The sequence below is a fragment of the Streptomyces inhibens genome (assembly GCF_022221585.1).
GTDB lineage: Bacteria > Actinomycetota > Actinomycetes > Streptomycetales > Streptomycetaceae > Streptomyces > Streptomyces inhibens.
Genome location: NZ_CP084681.1, coordinates 4,247,133 through 4,270,361 on the forward strand (window position 1 = coordinate 4,247,133; position 23,229 = coordinate 4,270,361).

Annotated in this window: 23 protein-coding genes; 11 read left to right on the plus strand and 12 right to left on the minus strand. The window is 71.2% G+C overall.

Annotated features, from left to right (window positions below):
* The first annotated feature begins 25 nt into the window (after nt 1-25).
* From KI385_RS19300 to mscL, 4 genes are all read left to right on the plus strand, one after another.
* Nucleotides 26-1,327, plus strand: coding sequence for an MFS transporter (locus tag KI385_RS19300; protein WP_238573406.1), 1,302 nt, complete (start codon nt 26-28; stop codon nt 1,325-1,327).
* A 112-nt stretch (nt 1,328-1,439) separates the two neighbouring features.
* On the plus strand, nt 1,440-1,781 hold the full coding sequence (locus KI385_RS19305) for an FmdB family zinc ribbon protein (protein WP_238573407.1): 342 nt from the start codon (nt 1,440-1,442) through the stop codon (nt 1,779-1,781).
* A gap of 159 nt (nt 1,782-1,940) precedes the next feature.
* On the plus strand, nt 1,941-2,774 hold the full coding sequence (locus KI385_RS19310) for an S-methyl-5'-thioadenosine phosphorylase (protein ID WP_238573408.1): 834 nt from the start codon (nt 1,941-1,943) through the stop codon (nt 2,772-2,774).
* Nucleotides 2,775-3,514: 740 nt separating this feature from the next.
* Nucleotides 3,515-4,018, plus strand: coding sequence for a large conductance mechanosensitive channel protein MscL (gene mscL, locus KI385_RS19315; RefSeq protein ID WP_238573409.1), 504 nt, complete (start codon nt 3,515-3,517; stop codon nt 4,016-4,018).
* Between the two features lie 40 nt (nt 4,019-4,058).
* On the opposite strand, the gene KI385_RS19320 is transcribed toward mscL, so the two are convergent.
* Nucleotides 4,059-4,319 carry a hypothetical protein gene (locus KI385_RS19320; RefSeq protein WP_238573410.1) on the minus strand — a complete coding sequence of 87 codons (261 nt, stop codon included), beginning with the start codon at nt 4,317-4,319 and terminating at the stop codon, nt 4,059-4,061.
* A 301-nt stretch (nt 4,320-4,620) separates the two neighbouring features.
* Here KI385_RS19320 and KI385_RS19325 point away from each other — a divergent pair, with 301 nt between their 5' ends.
* Nucleotides 4,621-5,130, plus strand: a complete 510-nt coding sequence (locus KI385_RS19325) for a DUF1877 family protein (RefSeq protein ID WP_238573411.1) — start codon at nt 4,621-4,623, stop codon at nt 5,128-5,130.
* A 50-nt stretch (nt 5,131-5,180) separates the two neighbouring features.
* On the opposite strand, the gene KI385_RS19330 is transcribed toward KI385_RS19325, so the two are convergent.
* From KI385_RS19330 to KI385_RS19365, 8 genes are all read right to left on the minus strand, one after another.
* On the minus strand, nt 5,181-5,657 hold the full coding sequence (locus tag KI385_RS19330; protein WP_238573412.1) for a GNAT family N-acetyltransferase: 477 nt from the start codon (nt 5,655-5,657) through the stop codon (nt 5,181-5,183).
* Between the two features lie 493 nt (nt 5,658-6,150).
* Complete coding sequence (locus tag KI385_RS19335; RefSeq protein ID WP_238573413.1) at nt 6,151-6,303, minus strand: hypothetical protein; 153 nt, start codon at nt 6,301-6,303, stop codon at nt 6,151-6,153.
* Nucleotides 6,304-6,350: 47 nt separating this feature from the next.
* The gene (locus KI385_RS19340; protein ID WP_238573414.1) at nt 6,351-6,827 is read right to left on the minus strand and encodes a hypothetical protein; all 477 of its coding nucleotides are present in this window, start codon (nt 6,825-6,827) and stop codon (nt 6,351-6,353) included.
* A complete protein-coding gene (locus KI385_RS19345; protein ID WP_238573415.1) occupies nt 6,824-7,489 on the minus strand; it encodes a QcrA and Rieske domain-containing protein in 666 nt (221 codons plus the stop codon). Before KI385_RS19345 ends, KI385_RS19340 begins: the two co-directional genes overlap by 4 nt.
* Nucleotides 7,486-8,085 carry a 4Fe-4S dicluster domain-containing protein gene (locus KI385_RS19350; RefSeq protein WP_238573416.1) on the minus strand — a complete coding sequence of 200 codons (600 nt, stop codon included), beginning with the start codon at nt 8,083-8,085 and terminating at the stop codon, nt 7,486-7,488. Before KI385_RS19350 ends, KI385_RS19345 begins: the two co-directional genes overlap by 4 nt.
* Complete coding sequence (locus KI385_RS19355; protein WP_238577755.1) at nt 8,082-10,379, minus strand: molybdopterin oxidoreductase family protein; 2,298 nt, start codon at nt 10,377-10,379, stop codon at nt 8,082-8,084. Before KI385_RS19355 ends, KI385_RS19350 begins: the two co-directional genes overlap by 4 nt.
* Nucleotides 10,380-10,443: 64 nt before the next feature.
* A complete protein-coding gene (locus tag KI385_RS19360) occupies nt 10,444-11,385 on the minus strand; it encodes an MFS transporter (RefSeq protein WP_425357081.1) in 942 nt (313 codons plus the stop codon).
* 302 nt (nt 11,386-11,687) lie between these two features.
* Nucleotides 11,688-12,221 carry an AMP-binding protein gene (locus tag KI385_RS19365; protein WP_238573418.1) on the minus strand — a complete coding sequence of 178 codons (534 nt, stop codon included), beginning with the start codon at nt 12,219-12,221 and terminating at the stop codon, nt 11,688-11,690.
* Between the two features lie 291 nt (nt 12,222-12,512).
* On the opposite strand from KI385_RS19365, the gene KI385_RS19370 reads away from it, so the two are divergent.
* Nucleotides 12,513-12,827 (plus strand): hypothetical protein, encoded by a 315-nt coding sequence (locus tag KI385_RS19370; RefSeq protein WP_238573419.1) that lies wholly within the window; start codon nt 12,513-12,515, stop codon nt 12,825-12,827.
* Between the two features lie 93 nt (nt 12,828-12,920).
* Here the strand turns inward: KI385_RS19370 and KI385_RS19375 are convergent, their stop codons facing one another.
* A complete protein-coding gene (locus KI385_RS19375; RefSeq protein WP_238573420.1) occupies nt 12,921-14,348 on the minus strand; it encodes an MBL fold metallo-hydrolase in 1,428 nt (475 codons plus the stop codon).
* A gap of 296 nt (nt 14,349-14,644) precedes the next feature.
* On the opposite strand from KI385_RS19375, the gene KI385_RS19380 reads away from it, so the two are divergent.
* From KI385_RS19380 to KI385_RS19390, 3 genes are all read left to right on the plus strand, one after another.
* Complete coding sequence (locus KI385_RS19380) at nt 14,645-15,445, plus strand: GntR family transcriptional regulator (RefSeq protein ID WP_238573421.1); 801 nt, start codon at nt 14,645-14,647, stop codon at nt 15,443-15,445.
* A gap of 1 nt (nt 15,446) precedes the next feature.
* Entirely contained in the window at nt 15,447-16,517 is a 1,071-nt protein-coding gene (locus tag KI385_RS19385) for a sulfite exporter TauE/SafE family protein (protein ID WP_238573422.1), read from the plus strand.
* A gap of 63 nt (nt 16,518-16,580) precedes the next feature.
* On the plus strand, nt 16,581-17,795 hold the full coding sequence (locus KI385_RS19390) for an NAD(P)/FAD-dependent oxidoreductase (protein WP_238573423.1): 1,215 nt from the start codon (nt 16,581-16,583) through the stop codon (nt 17,793-17,795).
* Between the two features lie 101 nt (nt 17,796-17,896).
* Here KI385_RS19390 and KI385_RS19395 read toward each other — a convergent pair whose 3' ends face one another.
* Together KI385_RS19395 and KI385_RS19400 are read right to left on the minus strand one after the other, a co-directional pair.
* The gene (locus tag KI385_RS19395) at nt 17,897-18,955 is read right to left on the minus strand and encodes a MerR family transcriptional regulator (RefSeq protein ID WP_238577756.1); all 1,059 of its coding nucleotides are present in this window, start codon (nt 18,953-18,955) and stop codon (nt 17,897-17,899) included.
* A 142-nt stretch (nt 18,956-19,097) separates the two neighbouring features.
* Complete coding sequence (locus tag KI385_RS19400) at nt 19,098-20,426, minus strand: amidohydrolase (RefSeq protein ID WP_238573424.1); 1,329 nt, start codon at nt 20,424-20,426, stop codon at nt 19,098-19,100.
* A 188-nt stretch (nt 20,427-20,614) separates the two neighbouring features.
* Here KI385_RS19400 and KI385_RS19405 point away from each other — a divergent pair, with 188 nt between their 5' ends.
* Both KI385_RS19405 and KI385_RS19410 read left to right on the plus strand, forming a co-directional pair.
* On the plus strand, nt 20,615-21,646 hold the full coding sequence (locus KI385_RS19405) for a methyltransferase (protein WP_238573425.1): 1,032 nt from the start codon (nt 20,615-20,617) through the stop codon (nt 21,644-21,646).
* A 127-nt stretch (nt 21,647-21,773) separates the two neighbouring features.
* Nucleotides 21,774-22,919, plus strand: a complete 1,146-nt coding sequence (locus tag KI385_RS19410; protein ID WP_238573426.1) for a low temperature requirement protein A — start codon at nt 21,774-21,776, stop codon at nt 22,917-22,919.
* Nucleotides 22,920-23,229 lie beyond the last annotated feature (310 nt).

Here is a 23,229-nt window from a genome sequence, read left to right on the forward strand (position 1 = left end):
TACCAGGCGGCAGAAAGGCCCGGCCGTGGCATCCGCGGTCAAGGACTCCCGTCCCGGTTACGGACAACTGCTCCGCACCCCTGGTGCATGGACATTCCTGCTGCCCGGCTTTCTGGCCCGGCAGCCCTTCGCGATGCTGACGATCGGCATCGTGCTGCTCGTCCAATCCACCACCGGCTCGTACGGCACCGCAGGCGCGGTCTCGGCCACGACCGGTGTCTCGATGGCCCTGTTCGCCCCGCAGAGCGGCAAGCTCGCCGACCGTTTCGGCCAGCGCGCGGTGCTGCTCCCCGGCGTACTGGTGCATGCCGCCGGCGTCTCGGCACTGATCGCCCTCGCCCTCGCGCACGCCCCCCTGTGGGCGCTGCTCGCCGTGGCCGTCCCCACGGGTGCCTCGACTCCGCAGGTCGGCCCGATGGTGCGGGCCCGCTGGGCCTCCCGGCTCGGCGGCAGCCCGCTGATGCCGACGGCCGCCGCCTTCGAGTCGGTGACCGACGAGTTCACCTTCGTGGTCGGCCCGGTGCTGGCGACCGCGCTGTGCACCGGCATCCACCCGGCGGCCGGTCTGGTCGCCGAGGCCGTGCTGACACTGGCCGGCGGGCTGCTGTTCGCCGCGCAGCGCCGCAGCCAGCCGCCCGTGCACCGGGCGCAGGCCGGTGACCTGCCGCGCGTCTCGGCGCTGTCGGTGCCCGGCGTACGCGTCCTGATCGTGGCGTTCCTCGGCATCGGCGCCGTCTTCGGCGGAATGCAGGTCTCGCTGACGGCGTTCACCCAGCACATCGGGCAGCCCGGCATCAACGGCGTGCTCTACGGGATCTTCGCGGGCGGCAACATGCTCGCCGGTATCGCCTGCGGCGCCATCGCCTGGAAGGTCGGCCCGCGGCGTCGGCTGCTGGTCGCCTACGGGCTGCTCGCGCTGGCGACCACCCCGTTGTGGGCGGTCACCGCGGTACCGCTGCTCGGCGCCGTCGGCCTGATCGTCGGCCTGTGCATCGCCCCGGCCCTGATCACCGGCTACACGCTGGTCGAGCCGCTGGTGCCGGCCGCCGCCCGTACGGAGGCCTTCACCTGGCTGACCGGCGCGGTCGCGCTGGGCCAGGCGGCCGCGGCCACCTCCGCCGGCCAGCTGACGGACCGCTTCGGGCCGAGCTCCGGATTCCTGGTGCCGCTGGCCGGTACAGCGCTGGCCCTGGTGGTGCTGCTGGCGCTCCGCGACCGCCTGCAGCCTCGCCCGTCGACCGTGCTCGTCGGCGGCGCCGATAACGGCCGGACCGCCGAAGCCTCCGCGGTCGCCGACGGCCGGGAGCGGGAGCTGGCGAGCGCGTGACCGGACGTGGAGTCGGTCACCGTACGCCGTTCACGGTGGACTGACGGGCGGGAATACTGCAATATGGAGCGTCGTTAGCACTCATCGAGTGAGAGTGCCAGGAGGAAGTCAAGTGCCGACCTACCAGTACCAGTGCACCGAGTGTGGCGAGGGCCTCGAGGCGGTGCAGAAGTTCACCGATGACGCGCTGACGGAGTGCCCCAGCTGCAACGGACGCCTCAAGAAGGTGTTCTCCGCGGTAGGCATCGTCTTCAAGGGCTCCGGCTTCTACCGCAACGACAGCCGCGGCTCGTCGTCCAGCAGCAGCCCCGCGAAGAGCTCCTCGTCTTCCGCGTCGAGCTCCGCGTCCTCCTCGGACTCGTCGAGCTCCTCGTCGAGCAGCTCCGACGCCAAGCCGTCCACTCCGGCCGCCGCGTCGTCCAGCAGCTCCTCGGGCACCAGCTCCGCGGCCTGACCTGCAGCCTTTCGGATCCCGCCATCATCGGACGGCGGGATCCGCTGCATTTCGCCGTATTGCCGGTGCGCTCCGCCGCATTACCGGTGTCTTACCGCTGCCGTCCGGCGCCGCCGACCGGGCATCGCCCGGCCGCCGTACCCCGATAGTGTGACCGGCATGGCTGACGCGGAAATTGGCGTGATAGGCGGGTCGGGGTTCTACTCCTTCCTCGACGACGTGACCGAGATCACGGTGGACACCCCCTACGGGAGCCCCAGCGACTCGGTGTTCCTGGGCGAGATCGCCGGCCGCCAGGTCGCGTTCCTGCCCCGGCACGGCCGCGACCACCGCCTCCCGCCGCACCGCATCAACTACCGCGCCAACCTGTGGGCGCTGCGCTCGCTCGGCGTACGCCAGGTCCTCGGCCCGTGCGCGGTCGGCGGGCTGCGCCCCGAATACGGCCCCGGCACGCTCCTGGTCCCCGACCAGCTCGTGGACCGCACCAAGGCCCGCACCCAGACCTACTTCGACGGCCACCCGCTGCCCGGCGGGGAGATCCCCAACGTCGTCCACCTCAGCTTCGCCGACCCGTACTGCCCCACCGGACGCCAGGCCGCCGTCACGGCCGCCCGCGGCCGCGACTGGGAGCCGGTCGACGGCGGCACCCTCGTCGTCATCGAAGGCCCCCGCTTCTCGACCCGCGCCGAGTCGCGCTGGCACGCCGCACAGGGCTGGTCGGTGGTCGGCATGACCGGCCACCCCGAAGCCGTTCTGGCCCGCGAACTGAGCCTGTGCTACACCTCGTTGACCCTGGTCACCGACCTGGACGCGGGCACCGAGGCCGGCGACGGCGTCTCCCACGACGAAGTCCTGCAGGTCTTCGCCCAGAACGTCGGCCGGCTGCGCGAGGTCCTCTTCGACGCGGTCGCCGCCCTCCCCGACAATGCCGACCGCGACTGCCTGTGCGCCGACGCCCACGCCGGCTGGGACCTGGGCATCGAGCTGCCATAACGCCGTAACGGCCGGCTCGGCCTCCCCCTCCCGGGTGGCCGAGTTGTCCACAGTCACGCGGTCGTCCACACCCTGGAGCGAGCGGGCGCGGAGTGCGGCACGGTGGTGATCGCCGGTTCGCCCGAACCCCTGACCCAGGCGGTGATCACGTGCCCCACACCCCTCCTCCCCTCTCGTACGCCCCTCCCTCTCCCTCCCCCTCTTACTCCTCTCCCTCCCCGGATCCCGATCTCCACTCCCCGCCGCTCCCCGCTCCCCCACCGTGTGAGGTACCGCACTTCGCTCCGGTACGGGCCGGCGGCGGCCGATGCCGCTGGGGACGGACCACGCGACAGCGGATGCTGGCCGCCGGCCTGGCGATGACCGCCGCAGCACTGGCAGGTGGCGCGTCGTACGGTGCCGTACGAGCCGCTCCGGCCCCCGGCTGCCCGTCGGCGACGGCCTGGGGAGGGCGGTAGCGATGCCCCAAGATCAAGTGGCGTCTCTTCCCACGTCAGGCGAGACTGCTGCGAGTGGCGTGGCAGCTGCCGCGCGCCAATGGGGGCGCGCCCACCGCACCGATACCGCGGTATCCGTCCACGGAGCCCGCAGGATCCATCTCCTCCGCCAAATCTGCACTGACGCGCTGGCCGATCGCTGGTTCGAGTTGCGCGACTGGACACCTCTGCCCCGCCCTGCCGTAAGTTGCGGTGCTGATTGTTGGTGCACCGTCCGTAGTGAACGTGGAAAGAGGCTGTCAGGTGAGCGAGAGCAAGGGCGTCCTGCAGGGATTCAAGGAATTCCTGATGCGCGGCAACGTCATCGAACTCGCGGTCGCGGTGGTCGTCGGTGCCGCGTTCACGAACATCGTGAACGCCGTGGTCAAGGGCGTGATCAACCCGATCATCGGTGCCCTGGGCTCGCAGAACCTCGACAACTACAAGGCCTGTCTCACCGAATGCCATGTGGACAAGAAGACGGGCCAGTTCACCGACGGCATCTACATTCTCTGGGGCTCGGTGCTCAGCGCCGCGCTGACGTTCCTGATCACCGCCGCGGTCGTCTACTTCCTCATGATCCTTCCGATGAACAAGTGGAAGGAACGCCAGGCGGCGAAGCAGCCGGTCGACAACTCCCCGGCGGACCCGACCGAGGTCGAGCTGCTCATCGAGATCCGCGACGCACTGATCGCCCAGCGCACCGCCGCGCCCTCCGTGCCCACCTCCACCTCGGGCACCATCGGCGCGCAGAAGACTCGGGAGTAGCAGACGCCGAAGGCCGGCACATGCCGCCCCGTCGCCTCGCTCAGAGGTGGTGGGGCGGCTTTTCGTCGAGGAAGCGGGCGAGGTCGGCTGCGCTGTCACCGGGGGCCGAGGACTCGCCCCAGCCGCGGTCGGTGTCGTCCGACGACTGCTGGCTCAGCGGGTCGTCGAAGATCAGGCGCGCGGCGGGCTTGGGCGCCGGGCGCGCGGCGGACGAGGGCGCGGGGGCCGCGGCCTGGTCGTCATCGGCTGCGGAGGTGACCTGGGGCCCGGGGGCCGGCTCGGATTCGGGGGTGGTGCTCACCCCTCCAGGGTACGGGCGGACCACACACGACCCTCCTCCCCGGCAGCCCCGCGGCACCCCATCGGCCGTACGGCCCCTCAGTACGGCCCCGACACGACATTCGGCACAGCCCGCCGGCCCAGCCCTCAGCACAACCCTGTGCACAGCGCCCGGCCCATTGCCGGCGCCCGGCCCATTGGCAGCGCCCGGCCCATTGCCGGCGCCCGGCCCATTGGCAGCGCCCGGCCGATTGTCAGTGCCCCGCGCTACCTTCCCCGCATCCGGCCCGACCCACGGGCCGCTCGATCGGGGAGCCGCCGCCATGAGCTATCACCTGCACTTTCGTGCCGTACCGGAAGCCGAGATCCGGGACGACTACACCTGGCTGGAGGAGTTCATGTGCGATGCCTGGGACGACCTTCCCGCCGAGTGCGCCGCGGGCATCGCCGATGCCATCGAGAAGGACTTCAGCCTCGTCAACACTCTCTACGCCGCGGCCGCCACCCTCGACGAGACGGAGAACGGATCCGGCGGGAGCGAAAGCTGGCAACTGCCCATCTTCGGAGGCCGCCCCGTCTACCACCCCGACCACTCCCAGCCGCCCCTCTTGATCCTCACCCCGGCAGAGACAAGGACAGCGGCGGACTTCCTCATAGCCGCACCGTTCGACACCCTCTGGGAAGCCGCCGGCGCCAAGATCCGCGCACCGTTCGGCAACTGGGACGAGGCCGAGGTCAAGGCAATCTTCGTCAGCCACCACACAAACCTGCGCGACTTCTACCGACAGACCGCCTCGGCGGGCCAGGCCGTGATCAAGATGGCCCGGTACTAGGGGTTGCCTGACGGATCAGGGTCGGATTCCCCGGGTACGGTCCGAGGTTCTCAGGTGGTGGGGAGGGCCAGTTCGCCGACGACCTGATCGCCGCTCAGCTCTCCGGTGGGGGCGAATCCGAGGCGGAGGTAGAACTTCTCAGGGCCGTGCTTGCCGGGAACCCAACTCACTGTCGCGCGGGGCTGCCCGCGCCGCCGGACCTCGTCGCACACGGACTGCACGGCGAACCGGCCGTATCCCCGGCCCTGTTGGTCGGCGGCGATGTTCAGTCGCCAGATTCCCGAGCGGTACCTGTCGTCCGGGTTGTCAGGATCGAACTGCACCAGAAAGAAGCCCATGACAAAGCCCACGAGTTGCTCGCCGTCGAAGATCAATCGCGGCCAGGCGATATCGGGTTGCGCATACGCCTCGGCCAGCGACCGGGCAACCGGAGCCACCAGCCCCTCCTGGTCGGGCCGTACCTTCAGCCGGCAGGCGGCCTCGACATTGTCCGGGGTGACCTTCTCCAGGCGCAGCGCTGACGTCATACCGGAAATCTAATGGGTACGCGCTGAGCGCTCGACGGAATAAATGGCCCGGCCCGCCTGCCGCGTATCGGCGCAAGGGGCCATGGCGTGTGATGCGGGCTCAGTACGTGAGGTGAAGTGTTCGGCGTCGCCGATCGCCGTACCGACGTACCGATGTGCCGATGTGCCGATGTAACTGATCTGGGGCCGGCGTTCATGGGCTCTCGACAGAGCTCGTGCCCTGTGGGCCTTGGTGCCCGTGCTCTGTGGGCCTTGGTGCCCGTGCCCTGTGGGCCTTGGCGCCCGTGCCCTGTGGCATTGGTGCCCGTGCCCTGTGGCATTGGTGCTCGTGCCCTGTGGGCCTTGGCGCCCGTGCCCTGTGGCATTGGTGCCCGTGCCCTGTGGGCCTTGGCGCCCGTGCCCTGTGGCATTGGTGCCCGTGCCCTGTGGCATTGGTGCCCGTGCCCTGTGGCATTGGTGCCCGTCTCGTGTTCGCTGCTCGTTCTGACTCGGCTCAGGTGCCCTTGTCGTGGGTGGGTATGGGGTGCGGGCGGCCGCTGTGGGGGCGGGTCGGCGGGCTCTGGGAGCCGTTGCCGCGCTTGAGGAGGCGGTTCCGGTCGGTGCCGGGCAGGGCGTGGCGGGGGTGCGCGGGTATACGGCGGGGCATGGGATTCCGGCCTTTCTGGTGGGAGGGGGCACGGGGGCGGTTGGCGGTTAGCGGTCGTTTTTGTCGAGGGACCACAGGGTCAGGACCACGAGGAAGGAGAGGAGCAGGAATCCGGCGCACCACCAGGCCGTATCGGTGTCGCCGCGCATCCAGGCGTTGACGGCGATCGACAGCGCCCACAGCTGGCCGATGACGACGGTCATCGCCAGCATCAGCCGGCCGGAGAGCTTCGCCGATCGTTCCGGTTCCTGCTCGGTGCCGGCGCCGGGTCCGGGGCCGGTGCTGTGTACCCGCGGGTCGGCGTAGCCGCTGGTCGACCGGATCTGCGGATAGCGCTCGCGCACGGGCCGGTTGAGCCGGGGGTCCGCGCTGCCGGGGCGGTAGGGCGGGGGTGGCGGAGGGGAGGGGGGCGGGGGCGGGGGCGGGGGCGGCCCAGGAGGGGGAGGCCCAGAAGGGGGCGGCCCAGAAGGGGGAGGCCCAGAAGGGGGCGGTGGCTCCGGAGGGGGCGGTGGGGAGTCGGTCATGGGGCGCCGCCTGTGGGGTGGGTGACCTCGGCCGTCATCCCGTCGCCGCGTGTGCCCGGGCAGCCGAGTTGGGCGGCGAGGTCCGGTTGTCTTTCGTTGAGTTCGCGGCACAGGCCCTGTTCGATGCTTTCGCCGGAGCGGGCGGTGCCGATGGCCCAGACGGTGCCGTCCTCGCGTTCGTACAGGACGACCTTGGGCAGCGCGCGGGGCGGTGGTCCGGCCGTGACGTCGCCGGTGCGGGGGTCGAAGGAGCCTTCGTGGCAGGGGCAGTACAGCTCGCCCTCCTCGCCTCGGTCCTTGCTCCACAGGACGGCGCAGGCGAGGTGGGTGCAGACGGCGGAGTAGCCGACGAGGGAGCCGTCGGAGAGGCGGACGGCCACCGCGCGGTCCTCGTCGCCGGGGTAGCGGAAGGCGACGGATTCACCGCGGGGGATGCTGTCGGCGACGAGCTTGAGGTCGCCGTCGTCGTCGCCGTGGCGGGGCAGCGCTCCCGCGGCGACCGCCAGCCCGCCGAGGGCGAGGCCGCCCGAGACGGTGGCGACGATCCGCAGATAGTCGCGGCGGGTGGTGAGGGAGTCGGCGCTCAGACGGTCGTGAGCCGGCTCCGGGGGCCCGCCCCCCTCGTCGTGGCCCGCCTCCGGCCGGCGGTGTGCCGTGCTCATCGGACATCCACCCCGTTGACCTCGATCACCGGGAGTCCGCCCGGCACCGGCCACCGGACTTTGTCGGCGGGGACGACCATGGCGACGCCGGTGTGGACGACGATGTCGCCGAAGGTGAAGGAGTCGGCGACCTCGACGCCGGGGCGTTCGGTCCGGAGTTCTTCGAGGGTGCCGTAGAAGAGGGCGCCGGTCGGGCAGACGGTGGCGCACATGGGCGCGAGGCCGTGGGAGGTGCGGTCGTAGCAGAGGTCGCACTTCATCTGCAGCTTCGCCGCCAGGTCGATCTTCGGTACGCCGAAGGGGCAGGCGTTGACGCAGTTGGCGCAGCCGATGCAGCGGGTGGTGTCGGCCTGCTGCACCACGCCGTCGGGGGTGACCAGGATCGCGTCGGCGGGGCAGACCTCGGCGCAGGGGGCGACGGGGTCGGAGCAGTGCATACAGACGGTGGGGAGGGAGGCGACGGAGCTGCCTTCGTCGGGGTAGTCGAGGTGGATCATCGATTTGCCGCGGTGCGAGTCGCATTCGCGGCAGGCCGAGACACAGGCCTGGCAGCCGATGCAGCGGCCCGGGTCGATGAAGATCGTTCTGCCCATCATGGCGGTGACCAGTCCCTTTCCGCGGTGCCGAGGCCCTGGGGTGCGGTCGGTGGCCTCGGGTCGGTGCGGGAGACCCGCGTTTCGGGGTATGCCACGCGGCCGGGTCCGGTGGGCGGTGCGGGGACCTCGTCGAGGGTGGTGGCGGCCTCGATCCGGGCGGCGCAGACCTTGTACTCGGGGATCTTCGAGCGGGGGTCGAGGGCGTCGATGGTGAGGATGTTGGCCGCGGTGGGGGACGGCCAGTGGTAGGGGACGAAGACGGTGTCGGGGCGGATGGACTCCAGGACGAGCGCGGGGTAGACGGCGCTGCCGCGGCGGGTGACGACCCGTACGGGCTGGCCGTTGCGGAAGCCGTGGGAGGGGTGCACCTCGACCCAGGGCCGGGGGGTCTGTTCGACGAGGGCGCCCAGGCGGCGGGTCTGGTTGCCGGAGAGGTAGTGGGCGACGGTGCGGCCGGTGGTCAGGGAGAGCGGATAGGTCTCGTCGTAGGGGTCGATGGGCGGGTGCCATGCGACGGCCTGGAGGTGGATCTTCCCGTCCGGGTGGTAGGTCCTGCCGTCCTCGAAAAGCCTTGGTGCGCCGGGGTGTTCGGTGGTGGGGCAGGGCCAGGCGATACCGCCGGTTTCCTCAAGGCGTTCGTAGGTGATGCCGTAGTAGTCGTTGACGGTGCCCGCGGAGGCGATGCGGAGTTCTTCGAATACGTCGCGGGAGGTGCTGAAGGCGAATTTGTCGCCGGTGCCGAGGCGGCGGGCGAGTTCGCACAGGATCCAGGTGTCGGTGCGGACGCCGGGCGGCGGGTCCTGGGCCTTGTTGTGTTTGACGACGCGGGCCTCGGCGTTGGCCATGACGCCTTCGTCCTCGGCCCAGACCGTGACGGGGAGGACGACATGGGCGTTGGCCGCGGTTTCGGAGAGGAAGAAGTCGAGCTGGACGTGGAATTCGAGGGTGTCGTAGCCCTCTTTGACCACATGGTGGTTGGGGAGGGAGACGAAGGGGTTGTTGCAGGTGGCGATGAGGCCGCGGATTTCACGGCTTCGCATTTGATGGACCATCTCCATCATGGAGGTTCCGGCGGACGGGAGTTCGTCCTCCGGGATGCCCCAGATATGGCAGATCTCGCGGCGGTGTTCCGGGTCGGTGATGGAGCGGCCGCCGGGCAGCAGATCGGATTTCTGGCCGTGCTCGCGGCCGCCTTGTCCATTGCCCTGGCCGGTGAGGGTGCCGTAACCGGCGCCGGGGCGGCCGATATTGCCGGTGGCGACGCACAGATTGATGATCGACAGGCAGTTCTCGACTCCTTGGCTGTGGTGTTCCACGCCGCGTGCGTGCCAGGCCATGGCGCGTTCGGCACCGGCGAACCAGTGGGCGACCTGCTCGATCTGTTCGACGCCGACGCCGCAGATGCCGGCGGCGCGGTCCGGCGGAAAGTCCTCTACGGCGGCTTTGACGGCGTCCCAGCCGGTGGTGTGGTCGGCGAGGTATTTCTCGTCGGTGAGCCCGTCGCGGACGATGACGTGCAGTACCGCGTTGAAGAAGGCCGAATCGGTGCCGGGCTTGAGCGGTACGTGCAGGTCGGCGGTGCGTGCGACGGGGGTTTCGCGGGGGTCGACGACGATGAGTTTTGCGCCGCGGTCGCGGGCTCCCCAGATGTACTGCGTCATGACCGGGAAGCATTCGCCGACATTGGATCCGGCGATCAGTACGCAGTCGCTGAGCAGGATGTCGGAGAAGGGGTTGCCGGCGCGGTCGATGCCGAAGGCGAGTTTGTTGGCGCCGGCCGCGCTGACCATGCACAGCCGGCCGTTGTAGTCGACGTGCCTGGTCCGGAGGGCGACCCGGGCGAATTTGCCGACGAGATAGGTCTTCTCGGTGGAGAGGGAGGCGCCGCCGAGCATGCCGAAGGCGTCGGCCCCGTAGACCTCTTGAATGCGGCGGATTTCGGCGACGGTGAAGTCGAGGGCCTCGTCCCAGGTGCATTCCTGTAAGGGTTTGTCGCGGTAGCGCCGGATCAGTGGGGTGGTGAGCCGGTCGGGGTGGTTGACCTGCTGGTAGGCGTTGATGCCTTTGGGGCACAGCCGCATCCGGTTGATGTCGTGGTTGCGGGGTTCGACGCCGAAGACCTTTCCGGCCTGGTTGACGCGGAGATACATGCCGCATTGCACACCGCAGAAACAGCAATGGGTGGGGACGAGGGTTTCGCCGGTCTGGTCGGCATGCCATCGGTCCGCGGGGATTCCGCCGGCGTCGTGGAAGGTGCGGGTGCCGGGCGGGGCGATGGTGGGGTCGACGGGCAGCGTCACAGATGTCCCCTGGTGGGCTCCATGGGCCGCGGCCCGGGCGCGGCCATGAGCGGTGCGGTCACTTGAAGCCCCGCTTCACACGGGTGAGATAGGCGCTGCCACGCAGCACCCGTTTGCAGCGCGGGCAGTATTCGGCCCATTCGTCGAAGTCCAGGCGGAGATCGCGCATGGTGCCGCGCAGATTCTCGACGTACGGGGCGGTGTCGACGAGTTCGCCGCAGCGGCGGCAGGTGAAGAGTTTTTCGTCCTGCCGGGCGGTGTATTTGAACAGCTGCATCCCGACCGCGGCGGGCCGCTGCACGATGTGAAAGAACTTCCCGAAGGGGAGGTAGATGAGGGTGAAGACGACGGACACCATGTGCAGCAGCGCCAGGAATTCATAGCCGCCGCCGTGCAGAAAGACCGCCGAGAAGGTCAGCAGGAGTCCGGTGACGGAGATGACGATGAGCGCGAGCAGCGGGACGAGGTCATAGCCGAAGCGCTGTCCGGTGGTGGCCGTGCGGTCCCGCAGGCGTCGCCACAGAAAGTAGCCGGCGCCCGCGATGACGAGGACGGCGGCGAGGTCGAGGCCGTGGAACAAGGCCCAGCCGATGACATCGGCGGAGTTGAAGCCGATGATTTTGAAGCCCCAGATCCGCATTTCATAGCTGGGCCCGGGGCCGGTTGCCGAGGTGAAGGTGAACCATCCCCAGGTGAGCGGGAAGGTGATGACCGCGGCGAGAACGCAGCCCCAGAAGAGGAGTTGGTGGGCGGCCCAGCGGGCGGTCGAGCGGGCGCCGAGGAATTTCTGGAAGCCGAGGTAGGTGGCGATCATCCGGGGCAGCGCGGTGGGCGCCTTGCGGAAGTTCTCCCTGGAGAACAGGGTGCGCCAGCCGTGCCGTAACAGTCGGCGGGCGGCCGGTTCGCTGACCCAGACGGTGTAGCGGTAGGTGACGCCGAAGGCGAGGAAGACGGTGGCCACGGCGTAGGGGAGCAGCGCGGAGTCGAAGTTCCGCAGCATGCGGCTGCCCAGGATGATGGCAACGATCAGGAGGAGCGCGACAGCCGAGGCCACCAGCGTCGCGCGGACGGCCGACGGCCTGGGCCGGGGCGCCGCCGCTGTTGCCTCCGGCTCCGCGGCCGGGGCAGCTGGGGCGTCTGATGACTGTGGCACGGGCCCCACGGTAGGCGTTCATGAGGTGTATGGCCCGTTATGTCGCCTTATGGGTGAGGGGCGTACAGGGGAGCGCTCAGTGGGTGAGGACCACTGGGTGGGAGAGGACCGCTCAGGAGGTGAGGGCCGCCGGCCCTGCACCCCGCCCTTCAGCGGGTGCCGGCCGAACCGTTCAGCGCCTCGTGCCACCACAGATCACGCCCCGGCTTCCAGGACACCGGCCGCGAGCACCGGTTCACCACCAGCACCCGCCGCTCCGGTACGCCGCCCGCGGCGGCGCCCCGCGCCAGCGCATGGTCGAGCAGCGCCTTCACCGGCCGTACCGCCCCGTCCCAGAACGCCGCATCCGCCGTGATCAGCACCCGGGCATCCGACTCCCGGGTGCGCGCGACCAGTTCGGGCACCGTCAGCGAGACCGGCAGCGTGGTACGTATCGCATCCAGCCGGCCACAGGCGAGCGTGGCGATCACCGACTCCGGCACCAGCGGCAGATGCACCGCGACCCGGTCACCGGCCCGCACCCCGAGCCGGGTGAGCGCGGCCGCGGCCTGAGCGGCCTGGTCGAGGAGCATGCCGTGCGTCAGCTCCTCCAGGCGTCCTGGCTCCCCGGTCCAGGTGAGGGCGATCCGCGACGCCTCCGGCTCTTGAACTTCCCGGGCGTCATCTACATGCTCTGAGGTCACAGGGCGCAACATGCGGATCAGCATGGTGATCACCGATCAACGATCGCTGAACGTCCGCTGTACGGGACCGGCACCCGCCCCTTCTCGCACCCGCGCGGCAGCACACCCCGCGGATCTCTCCGGCTCCCTCCGGACCGTCGCTCCGGGCCCCTGTGGCCTCGCCCGCGACCCGCCCCTGGCGTACTGCCCAGTTCCGGTGCACTCCATCCCCCCTCCTCCCCTGTTTCTGTTTCCCGTTTTTCCTCCGCATGCGCGAGAGGCAGACCCGTGAGAGGGGGCCCCGTGTCCGTCATGCCGAAAACCGCACCGCACCCACGCGCGCAGGCCCGTTGGGCGCTGGGCGTGGCCGGCGCCCTGGCTCTCACCGGCTCCCAGGCCGTCGTACGCCGCGAGCGCGCGGGCGAGGCGTCCGGGGTGGCCACGGCGGTGACGGCGGTGACGGCCGGGCTCGGGCCGGCGCTGAGCAACGGCGGGGCCGTCGCCGGTACGGGCAGCGGCGCCCGGCCGTCTCCGGCGCTCCCGGCGGCCGTGTGTCTCGCCGCCGCGGGGGCGCTGGCGCTCGTACGCGTACTCCGGCGGGAGGGCCGATGTGGGGGAGGTGAGTGACGCGGGTGGCACGGAAGGCACGGGTGCCGCAGGTGAGGCAGGCGACGCCTGAGCCTGCCGGAACGGGTCGCCCCACTCAACCGACCCGTGTACTCACCCCACCCCCGCCCCCGCCGCCTCATAGCCCCCCACCACATCGCACACATCCGCGAAGCCGCGCGCCTCCAGCAGCGCCGCCGCGATCACCGACCGGTTTCCGCTGCGGCAGTAGAGGACGACCGGGCGGCCCGGGTCCAGTTCGGCGAGGCGGCCGGAGAGGGTCGCCAGCGGGATGTTGCGGGCGCCGGGGAAGGCGCCCGCCGCGTACTCGGCCGGATTGCGGACATCGATCAGCTGCGCGTCGGCCCACTGGGAATCGACCCGAGGAGGGACGCGGGAATCGCTCAACTCCGGCTGTTCCACGCCCAGTTCCTCGTACCGGATGCGATGGCTGCGGCGGATGAGCGCGGGCGCGCGGTCCAGGACGGCGGCCGGATCGGGCAGATGGCCGAGTACGCGGTCGTAGCCGATGCGGGCGAGGCGGAGGCGGGCCTCCCGCTCCGTGCCGGGGTCGGCGAGCAGCACGATCGGGGTGCCCGGGGCGACCACGCTGCCGGCGTACTCCGCGAACCGGGTGTCCAGGCTCGTGTGGAGCGACCCGGTCAGGTGCGCGCGGGTGTAGGCGGCCAGCGGGCGGCAGTCGAGGAGGACGGCGCCCTGCCGGTCGCGGGCCGCGAGCGCCTCCTCCAGGGTGAGGGCGGCCGGCGGGGCGGCGTCCAGAAAGGGGTGGCCGTCGCGGTTGAGGGCCGCGTCGTGCGCGAAGTAACCGGGGGTGGCGGGCTGGTCGGCGGTGACCAGGCGGACGAATTCGGTCTGCGGCATGGGCTGCAGGGCGTAGTTGAGGCGGCGCTGGTCGCCGATGGTGGAGCTGGTCTCGGTGGAGAGGCTGCGGCCGCAGGCCGAGCCCGCGCCGTGTGCGGGAAAGACCCGGGTCGCGTCCGGGAGCACCATGAGTTTGCCGTGCAGGGAGTGGTGCAGGCGTACGGCCATCTCGTGCGGGGAGTGCCCGGCGGCGGAGAGCAGGTCGGGGCGGCCGACATCGCCGACGAAGAGGGTGTCACCGGTGAGTACACCGAACGGCGCGGCGTCGTCGGGGTGTTCGTGGATGACCAGGCAGATGGATTCGAGGGTGTGGCCGGGGGTGGCGAGGACGGTGAGGGTGACCCCCGCGCCGTCCTCGCCGCCGAGCGAGATGCGTTCGCCGTCCCGTAACCGCCGTATGGGGAAGCCGGTTTCGGCGGCCTCACCGAAGGCGATGGTGGCACCGGTGGCGCGCGCGATTTCGAGGTGGCCGGAGAGGAAGTCGGCGTGAATGTGCGTCTCGATGACGAGTTCGATGCGCAGGCCGGCCGCGTCCGCGTCGTGCAGGTAGTCGTCGATGTCGCGGCGCGGGTCGACGAGGACGGCGCGTCCGGTGGTCTCGTCGCCGATCAGGTACGACGCCTGGGAGAGGCAGTCGAGGTAGTACTGCGCGAAGTGCACGGTCGGCCTCCAGGGGGGATTCGCGGTGCCCGTACGCGGCGGCTCGGGGCCGCTCGGACAGGGCGCGTTGTGCGGATGCACGGATGTACGTACATTAGGTAGCCGCGTGACGGTCGACAAGCTGGGGCCGCTCCCGGCAAAGACCCTGACGTCACATCACCTGATGCCGCTTCAAGACCGACAACCTCGGCAACACCCGCAACACCCGCAACACCCGCAACCGGCAGCATCGACACCACCGACAGCGCGCGCCGCACCCGCAACACCCGCCCCGTACGTCCGCGGAGGAATCGACCATGACGACCGAGCCGCCGGACGGCGCGCACGGCCCCCGCCCCCTGGACCGGCGCTCGCCGCTCCCCCTGTGGGCGCAGCTCTTCGCCGATCTGCGCCGACGGATGGAGGCCGGCGCGTTCACCGAGGAGTTCCCGGCCGAGCACCGGCTCACCGACGAGTACGAGGTCAGCCGGCACACCGTCCGCGAGGCGCTGCGCAAACTGCGCGCGGACGGTCTGGTGATCGCCGAACGCGGCCGCGTCAGCCGGCTGGACACCCGCCGCATACAGCAGCCGCTGGGCTCGCTCTACAGCCTCTTCCGCGAGCTGGAGGGCCAGGGCGTGGAGCAGCGCAGCGAGGTGCTGCGGCTGGAGCGGACCGCGGACGGGACGGTCGCCGGGCAGCTGGGGCTGATCCCGGACGCGCCGCTGATCGTGCTGGAGCGGCTGCGGCTCGCGGACGGCGAACCGCTCGCCCACGACACCGCGTATCTGCCCGCCGAGGTCGCCGAGCCGCTGCTGGACACCGACTTCGGGCACACCTCGCTCTACGGCGAGCTCTCGCGCCGCTGCGGGGTGAAGGTCACCGGTGGCCGGGAGCGGATCCAGCCGTTCCTGCCGGACATCCGGCAGGCGTGGCTGCTGGGGTTGGCCGACCGCGAGGCGGCGTTCGCCATCGAGCGGCTGGCCATGGCCGGGGAGCGGCCGGTGGAGTGGCGCGAGACGGTGGTACGCGGCGACCGGTTCACCTTCGTCGCGGAGTGGTCGGACGACAGCCGGGCGGTCGCTCTCGCGCCGCGGGCGTCGTGTCCGTCCTCGTAGCGTGTCCATCCTCATAGCCGCGACGGCGCTGCCGTGCGGGCTGCTGATCGGGCTGCTGCTGGGCGCGCTCGGCGGCGGCGGTTCGGTGCTGGCCGTGCCCGCGCTGGTGTATCTGCTGGGGCAGTCGCCGCACGAGGCGACCGCGGGCGCGCTGGTCATCGTCACGGTCGGCGCGGTGACCGGGCTGGTCTGCCATGCCCGCGCGGGCCGGGTCCGTTGGGCGGCCGGTTCGGTCTTCGGGGCGCTGGGCACGGCCGGCAGTTACCTCGGCTCCCGATGGAGCGCGGCACTGGACCCCACGGTGCTGATGGCGGCGTTCGCCGGGCTGATGCTCGTGGTGGCGGCGATGCTGCTGTTACGGGGGCTGCGCGAGCGGCGGTCGACTGGAGCCGTGCGGCCCTTACGGGATCCCACGGAGACCACCCCCTTACGGGATCCCACGGAGACCGCACCCTTACGGGACCGCAGCGAAGCCGACCCCTTACGGAATCATCCAGGAGCCGACCCCGTACCGGACCACGCAGGCACCGATCCCTTACCGGACCACACAGGGGCCGCCCCCACACCGGACCACGCAGGGACCGACCCCATACCGGACCACACAGGGGCCGCCCCCACACCGGCTCACGCGGGAGCGGACTCCTCACGGGATCACGCAGGCACGGACCGCCTACGGGATCCCATGCGGCCCATCCCCCACCCCGCCCGCATCACCGTGACCGCCTTCGTCGTCGGGCTGCTGACCGGCTTCTTCGGGGTCGGCGGCGGCTTCGTCGTCGTACCGGCCCTCACCCTCATCCTGGGCCTGGAGATGCCGGTCGCCATCGGCACCTCGCTCCTCGTCATCCTCATCAACTCCCTTACGGCGCTGGGCACCCGGGCCGGCACCAGCAATCTGGACTGGCCTCTGCTGGCCGGCTTCGCCGCCGCCGCGGCGCTCGGCAGCCACCTCGGCAACCGCCTCACCACCCGCCTGCGCCCCCAGGTCCTGACCACGGCGTTCGCCTCCCTCGTCACCATCCTCGCGGTCACCATGGCGGCCGCCGCCCTCCCGCACCTCTGGTCCCCGTAACCGTGGCCCCGTAGCCCGTAAGCCACCACAACTCCCCACCGCCTACCTATCAGGAGGAAGCCCATGACCCCCGCAAGCGCCACCCCGTCCCACCATCAGGTCCTCATCGTCGGCGGCGGCACCGCGGGCATCACCGTGGCCGCCCGGTTACGCCGTGCCGGCGTCCGGGACATCGCGCTGCTGGAGCCCTCCGAAACGCACTGGTACCAGCCGTTGTGGACGCTGGTCGGCGGCGGCCAGGCCCCGCTGCGCGCCGCCCTGCGCACCGAGGCCGACGTCATACCGCCCGGCGTGCGCTGGCTGCGCGAGCGCGCCACCGCCGTCGATCCGGCCGCCCGTACGGTCACCACCGCCTCCGGCCGGGTCCTCTCCTACGGGAGGCTGGTCCTCGCCCCCGGACTTCAACTCGACTGGGACGGCGTGCCCGGCCTGGCCGGCGCCGTCGGCCACGGCGGTGTGAGCAGCAACTACCGGCCCGATCTCGCCCCGCTCACCTGGGAGTTGATCCGCCGGATGCGCAGCGGCACGGCCGTGTTCACCATGCCGTCCGGTCCGGTGAAGTGCGGCGGCGCCCCGCAGAAGATCGCGTACCTGGCGGCCGACCACTGGCGCAAGCGCGGCGTACTGGGCGCGATCCGCACCATCCTCGTGCTCCCCGAGCCCGCGATGTTCAAGGTGCCGGTCTTCTCCCGAGCGCTGACGGAGACGGCCCGGCGGTACGGCATCGAGGTGCGGCTGCGCTCCGAGATGACCCAGCTGGACGGCGACGCGCGCGAGGCGGTGATCACCGATCACGCCACCGGTACCGCCGAGACCATCCGCTACGACCTGCTGCACGCCGTACCCCCGCAGCGCGCCCCCGAGTGGCTCGCCGAGGGCCCGCTCGCCGACCCCGACTCCCCCTACGGGTACGTCAAGACCGACCGGGAAACCCTCCAACACCCGGACTTCCCCGAGGTGTTCGTGCTAGGCGATGTCGCCAACCTCCCCACCTCCAAAACCGGCGCGGCGATCCGCAAGCAGGCCCCGGTCGTCGTCACCAACCTCCTCGCCGGACTGCGCGGCCGCCCCGCCACCGCCCGCTACGACGGCTACACCTCCTGCCCCCTGGTCACCGCCCGGCACAAGATGCTGCTCGCCGAGTTCGACTACGACCTGCGGCCCACCCCCTCGATCCCCTTCATCGACACCACCCGCGAGCGCACCGACATGTGGTTCCTCAAGCGCTACGGCCTCCCGCAGCTCTACTTCAAGGGGATGCTCAAGGGACTGGCGTAAAGGTGCGCCGGGACCGACGGGACCGGCGCACAGGGCACCGGCGGAACCGACGTAACGGGCCGACGTAACGGACCCGGCGCACCCGACGTGACGGATCGGCCCTACGCCGTCGTCACAGCCACCATCTCCGCCACCACACACCCCACATTGTCCGGAGCCCCCGCCTCCCTGGCGAGCGCGATCAGCTCCGTCACCGCCTGCTCGGGGCCGTCGGCGGCGGCCAGGACGTCCTGAATGGTCTCGGTCGGGACCACCCAGGGCAGTCCGTCGGTGCACAGCAGATAGCGCTCGCCCGGCCGGGCCTCCAGCAGCTGGAGATCGGGGGTGAAGTCGGTGTCCGCGTCGAGGGACCGCAGCAGCAGGGCGCGCTGCGGGTGGGACGGTGCCTCCTCGGGTGTGAGGCGGCCCTCGTCGATCAGCGACTGGACGACGCTGTGGTCGTGGGTGATCCGGAAGAGACCGGAGTCGCGCAGGACATAGGCGCGCGAGTCCCCGATGTGCAGCAGCGCGAGCTGGGCGCCGGAGCGGAGGAGCGCGGTGAGCGTGCTGCCGGTCGGTTCGTCCGCCGAGGGGGCGGCGCGGTGCGCCTGCCGGGCCGCCTGCTCCAGGGCGGCCAGCAGATCCGCCGAGGTCAGGTCCCGTTCCTCCAGTTCCGTCAGCGCCTCGATCGCGGCGGTGGCGGCCGGGCCACCGCTGGGGCCGTAGCCGTCGGCCACGGCCAGCAGCCGCGGTCCGGCGTAGGCGGCGTCCTGGTTGGCCGGGCGGACCAGGCCCCGGTCGGTCCCGGCGGCGTAGCGCATCGTCAAAGGGGTTCGCGGTTCGGTCATGACGGTGTCCTTCCTGGACAGCTGGTCGACGAGGAAGGCGGCCAGGTCCCGGCGGGCGGCGGTGTCGGCCTCGACCTGCGCCCAGTACGCGGCGACCGCCCCGGCCGCCGCGCCCGGCGCCAGCTCGCACACCTCGCGGATGCGGGCCAGCGGCATGCCGAGCCGGCGCAGCCAGGCGACCAGCCGGGCCCGCTCCAGCTGGGCCGGGGCGTAGTGCCGGTAGCCGCTGTGCGGGTCGACGCGGGCCGGGGTCAGCAGGCCGAGCTCGTCGTACAGGCGCAGCGCCTTCGGCGAGAGCCGCGAGGCACGTGCGAACGCCCCGATGGTCAGCAGCTCACCGTTCCCGTATCGCACCGCACCCACGCCGTTGTCCGCCCGTCCGTTGTCCGCCCGTCCGTTGTCCACCCGTCCGTCCTCCTCGTACCGGGCGCCTCGCCCGGCCCGACCGATGCTGGGGCTTCCCCCAAGGACAAGGTCAAACGACGGCCGCCGACCCGTCCCGAGGGGCCTGTCCGGCACCCTTCGCCGGCGGTGCCAGCCGGTTCAGGGCCGCGGCGGTCAGCGCCTCGACGCCCATGGTGAGGGTCGGGCGGACCACGGGGACGAAGCGCGGCGAGTGGTTGGAGGGGATGTCCTGCGCCAGTCGCCCGGCCGCCAGCGCCGCCTGGAACTCCTCCGGGTCCCAGCCGCCCAGCCACCAGTAGTAGAGCGGCGCCCCGGCGGCGGTCGCCAGCAGTCCGGCGTCCTCGCTGCCGGTCGCCGGTTCGTAGGCGAACAGCCGCTGCGCACCGAAGAGTTCGGTGAACTGCTCATTGACCTCCCGCAGGGTCGTGGAGTCGTTGACGGTGACCGGGAAGGAGTCCAGGACCTCGGTCCCGGGTGCGCGGTCCGCGCCGGAGGCGGCGGCCTCGGCGCGCGCGATGCGGTCGATGGCGGCCAGCACGGCGGTGCGTACCGCCTCGTCGAAGGTGCGGACGCTCAGCCGTACGACGGCCCGGTCGGGGATGACATTGGCGGTGTCCCCGGCGTGGAAGGAGCCGACGGTGACCACCACCCGGTCCTTGGCCGCGACCTCGCGCGCCACCACGGACTGCACCCGCTGCACGAACGACGCCGCCATCAGGATCGGATCGATGGTGGTCTCGGGCCGCGAGCCGTGGCCGCCACTGCCGTGGAAGGTGATCTCCAGGCTGTCGGCGGCGGCCATACAGGCGCCGGGGCAGTACGCGATCAGCCCGGCGCCGAACGGGGCGACATGCTGGGCCAGCACCACATCGGGGGTGGGGACCAGGCCCTTGCTGTAGAGGCCGGCGTCGAGCATGGCGCGGGCGCCGCTGCCGACCTCCTCGGCGGGCTGGAAGAGCACGATCAGGGTGCCGGACCAGTGCGCGCGGCCCGCCGCGAGCAGATCGGCGGCACCAAGCAGACAGGTGACGTGGACGTCGTGCCCGCAGGCGTGCATCCGGCCGGGGACCGTGGAGGCGTGGTCCAGGCCGGAGTTCTCGGTGACGGGCAGCGCGTCCATGTCGGCGCGCAGCAGGACCACCGGGCCCGGGCCGTTGCGCAGTACGCCGACCACGCCGGTTTCGGCGATGCCGGTGGTGACGTCGTAGCCGCAGCCGGTCAGCCGGCGGGCGGCCTCGGCGGCGGTGCGGGTCTCCTGGAAGCCGAGTTCGGGGTGCCGGTGCAGGTCTTCGTAGAGGGCCACGAGGTCGGCGAGGCGGTCGTCGAGCGGGGCCAGGACGGCGGCGGGCGCGGGCTTTGCGGCGTGATCGGTCGAGCCGGTCTTGTCACGGTCGCTCATACGCGCATTCGACCATGAACCGCCGCCCGGCATCGAGCGGCGGCCCGCCCCGGGCGCCCCGTCCTGCTGGCCGGACTTAGCGGTTGGCCACCCCGCTTTCCGTGACACCGAAGCCCCCGGCTGCAACCGTGGATCACCCAGCCTGCGACCGGGACCAGCAGGCCCGAGCCGACGACCGGAGGCTGACGTTGGCCGCTTCATCCCACCGACCGACCGGCGAACCGCACGACATCACCACGCACCTGATGGACCAGGCCATGGGCCATCTCTTCTCCGCCGCCCTACGCACCGCCGCCCACTACCGCATCGCCGACCGTCTCTCCGAGGGCCCACGCACCGTCGAGCAGCTGGCCGCCGCCACCGACACCCACGCCCCGCACCTGCGCCGCGTGCTGCGCTACCTCGCCACCCGTGGCATCTTCCGTGAGGACGCCGCGGGCGCCTACCAGCTGACACCGGCCGCCAGACCGCTGCGCACCGACGCGCCCGACTCGCTGCACACCGCCGTCATGATGATGACGGACGAGCTGTTCCTGCGGACCTCGGCCGGGCTGCCGGAGTCGGTACGGCACGGCGGCGCGTCCTTCGAGCGGCTCTTCGGGGCGCCCCTCTTCGAACATCTGCAGTCGGATCCGGTCGCCCGCCAGCTCCTGGACGACGGGATGTCCTCGCTGTCCTCCCCGGTGGACGATGCCGTGGCCGCCGCGTACCCCTTCCCCGAGACCGGCACGGTCGTGGACATCGGCGGCGGCCGCGGCGGACTGCTGCGCGCCACGCTGCGCCGCCACCCCCAGCTGACCGGTGTGCTCTTCGACCAGGCGCCGCCGCTGACCCACCACCTCCTGGACGGCGACGAGTTGAAGGGCCGCTGGCGCACCCAGGAGGGCGACTTCTTCGTGTCCGTACCGGAGGGCGGTGATGTCTACGTCCTCAAGCACGTCCTGCACGACTGGCCGGACGAGGCGTGCCGGCGCATTCTGCGCACCTGTCACCGGGCGATGGCGACCGGCAGCCGGCTGCTGGTCATCGACTGCGTACTGCCGCAGGGCAACGCCCCGCACTTCGGCAAGACCATGGATGTTGCGATGATGGCGGTGGTCGACGGGCAGGAGCGGACCGCGGAGGAGTTCGCGACGCTGCTGTCGGCGGGCGGATTCCGGCTGACCCGGGTGCTGTCGACATCCGCCTTCCCGTCGATCGTGGAAGCGGTCGCCGAATAAGCCCCGACACCTTCACGGCACGACACGACACGCCGCACCCCGCTCCCCTCGTTGGCGGCATCGCCCGCCCGCGCTCTACTGATGACGGCCTCACCGGCCGACGAGAGGAGCTGAGGTGCCGGTCCTCATGCGAGCGCGCCGCCGCGACGAGGAGCACCGCGCCGCCACCCCGCTGGAGCTCTTCTTCGACCTGTGCTTCGTCGTGGCGATCGCGCAGGCCGGCCGCCAACTGGCGCATGCGCTGACCGAGGGCCACCCGGGGCACGGCATCTCCGGCTATCTGATGCTGTTCTTCGCCATCTGGTGGGCCTGGATGAACTTCAGCTGGTTCGCCTCGGCGTACGACACCGATGACCCGCTCTATCGCGTGGTGACGCTCGTCCAGATGGCGGGGGTGCTGATCCTGGCCGCCGGCGTGCCGCGCGCCTTCGAGCACAACGACTTCACCGTCATCTGGCTCGGCTATCTGGTGATGCGGCTGGCGATGGTCACCCAGTGGCTGCGGGCCGCACTCGGCAGCTGGGGCGCCGAACGGCGCACCGCGCTGCGCTACGCCCTGGGGGTGACGGTGTGCCAGGTCGGCTGGCTGGGCCTGCTGCTTCTGCCCGAGAGGGATGTGCGCTGGGTGTTCGTGGTCGTGGCCCTGCTGGAGCTGGCGGTGCCCGCACTGGCCGAACGGCAGCGGCAGACGAGCTGGCATCCGCATCACATCGCCGAGCGCTACGGCCTGTTCACCATCATCGTGCTGGGCGAGACGATCGCGGCGGCCACCGTGGCGGTGCAGTCGGCGCTGGACGAGAACGACGCGCTGGGCAGTCTGCTGCCGATCGCGGGCGGCGGGCTGCTGCTGGTCTTCGCCGCGTACTGGATCTATTTCGCGGTACCCATCCACCTCCACCTGCGCTCGAACAGGCAGGCGTTCCTGTGGGGCTACGGCCACTACCTCGTGTTCGGCTCGGCGGCCGCGGTCGGCGCGGGCATCGAGGTCGCGGTGGAGGCGTCGGTCGGCAGGTCCCATCTGTCGACGCTCGGCGCGTCCGCGTGTGTCACGGTGCCGGCCGCCCTGTTCATGCTCACGGTCTGGCTGATCCACTCCCGGCACCAGAAGCGCGGCCTGGCCCAGCAGCTGGTGCTGCCGGTGTCCTCGCTGCTGGTCCTGGCGTGCACCTTCGCCGGACGCGGCGCGGTCCTGGCGGCCGGCCTGGTGGCGTCCGCCACGGTCGCGGTCGGGGTCACCCTCACCAGCCGGCAGGGCACCGCACTGGCGGAGTAACCGGCCCCTCCGTCACCCGTCTCGACGAACGCCCTCCCCCCGTCCCCCATAAGCGTGCCGAACGGCCGTACCCGACCGTCCGTCACCCTGATCCCGCATCAGATCCGGCCATCTTGCTCCCCCACCCGGGCCCCTTCTTCACCAGCACAGCCCCACCCCCGCGCCACCCCATTACCCGTCAATTAGCCACCAATGGCCCTTACTTCTCGTTCCTTCGCCCTCTTGTTCCCCTCTGTTCACCACAGCCAGCGGAGGCGTGCCGACGTAGACGCGGTAGGGTGCAGATTGCCCTTTTTATGACAGGGGTTTT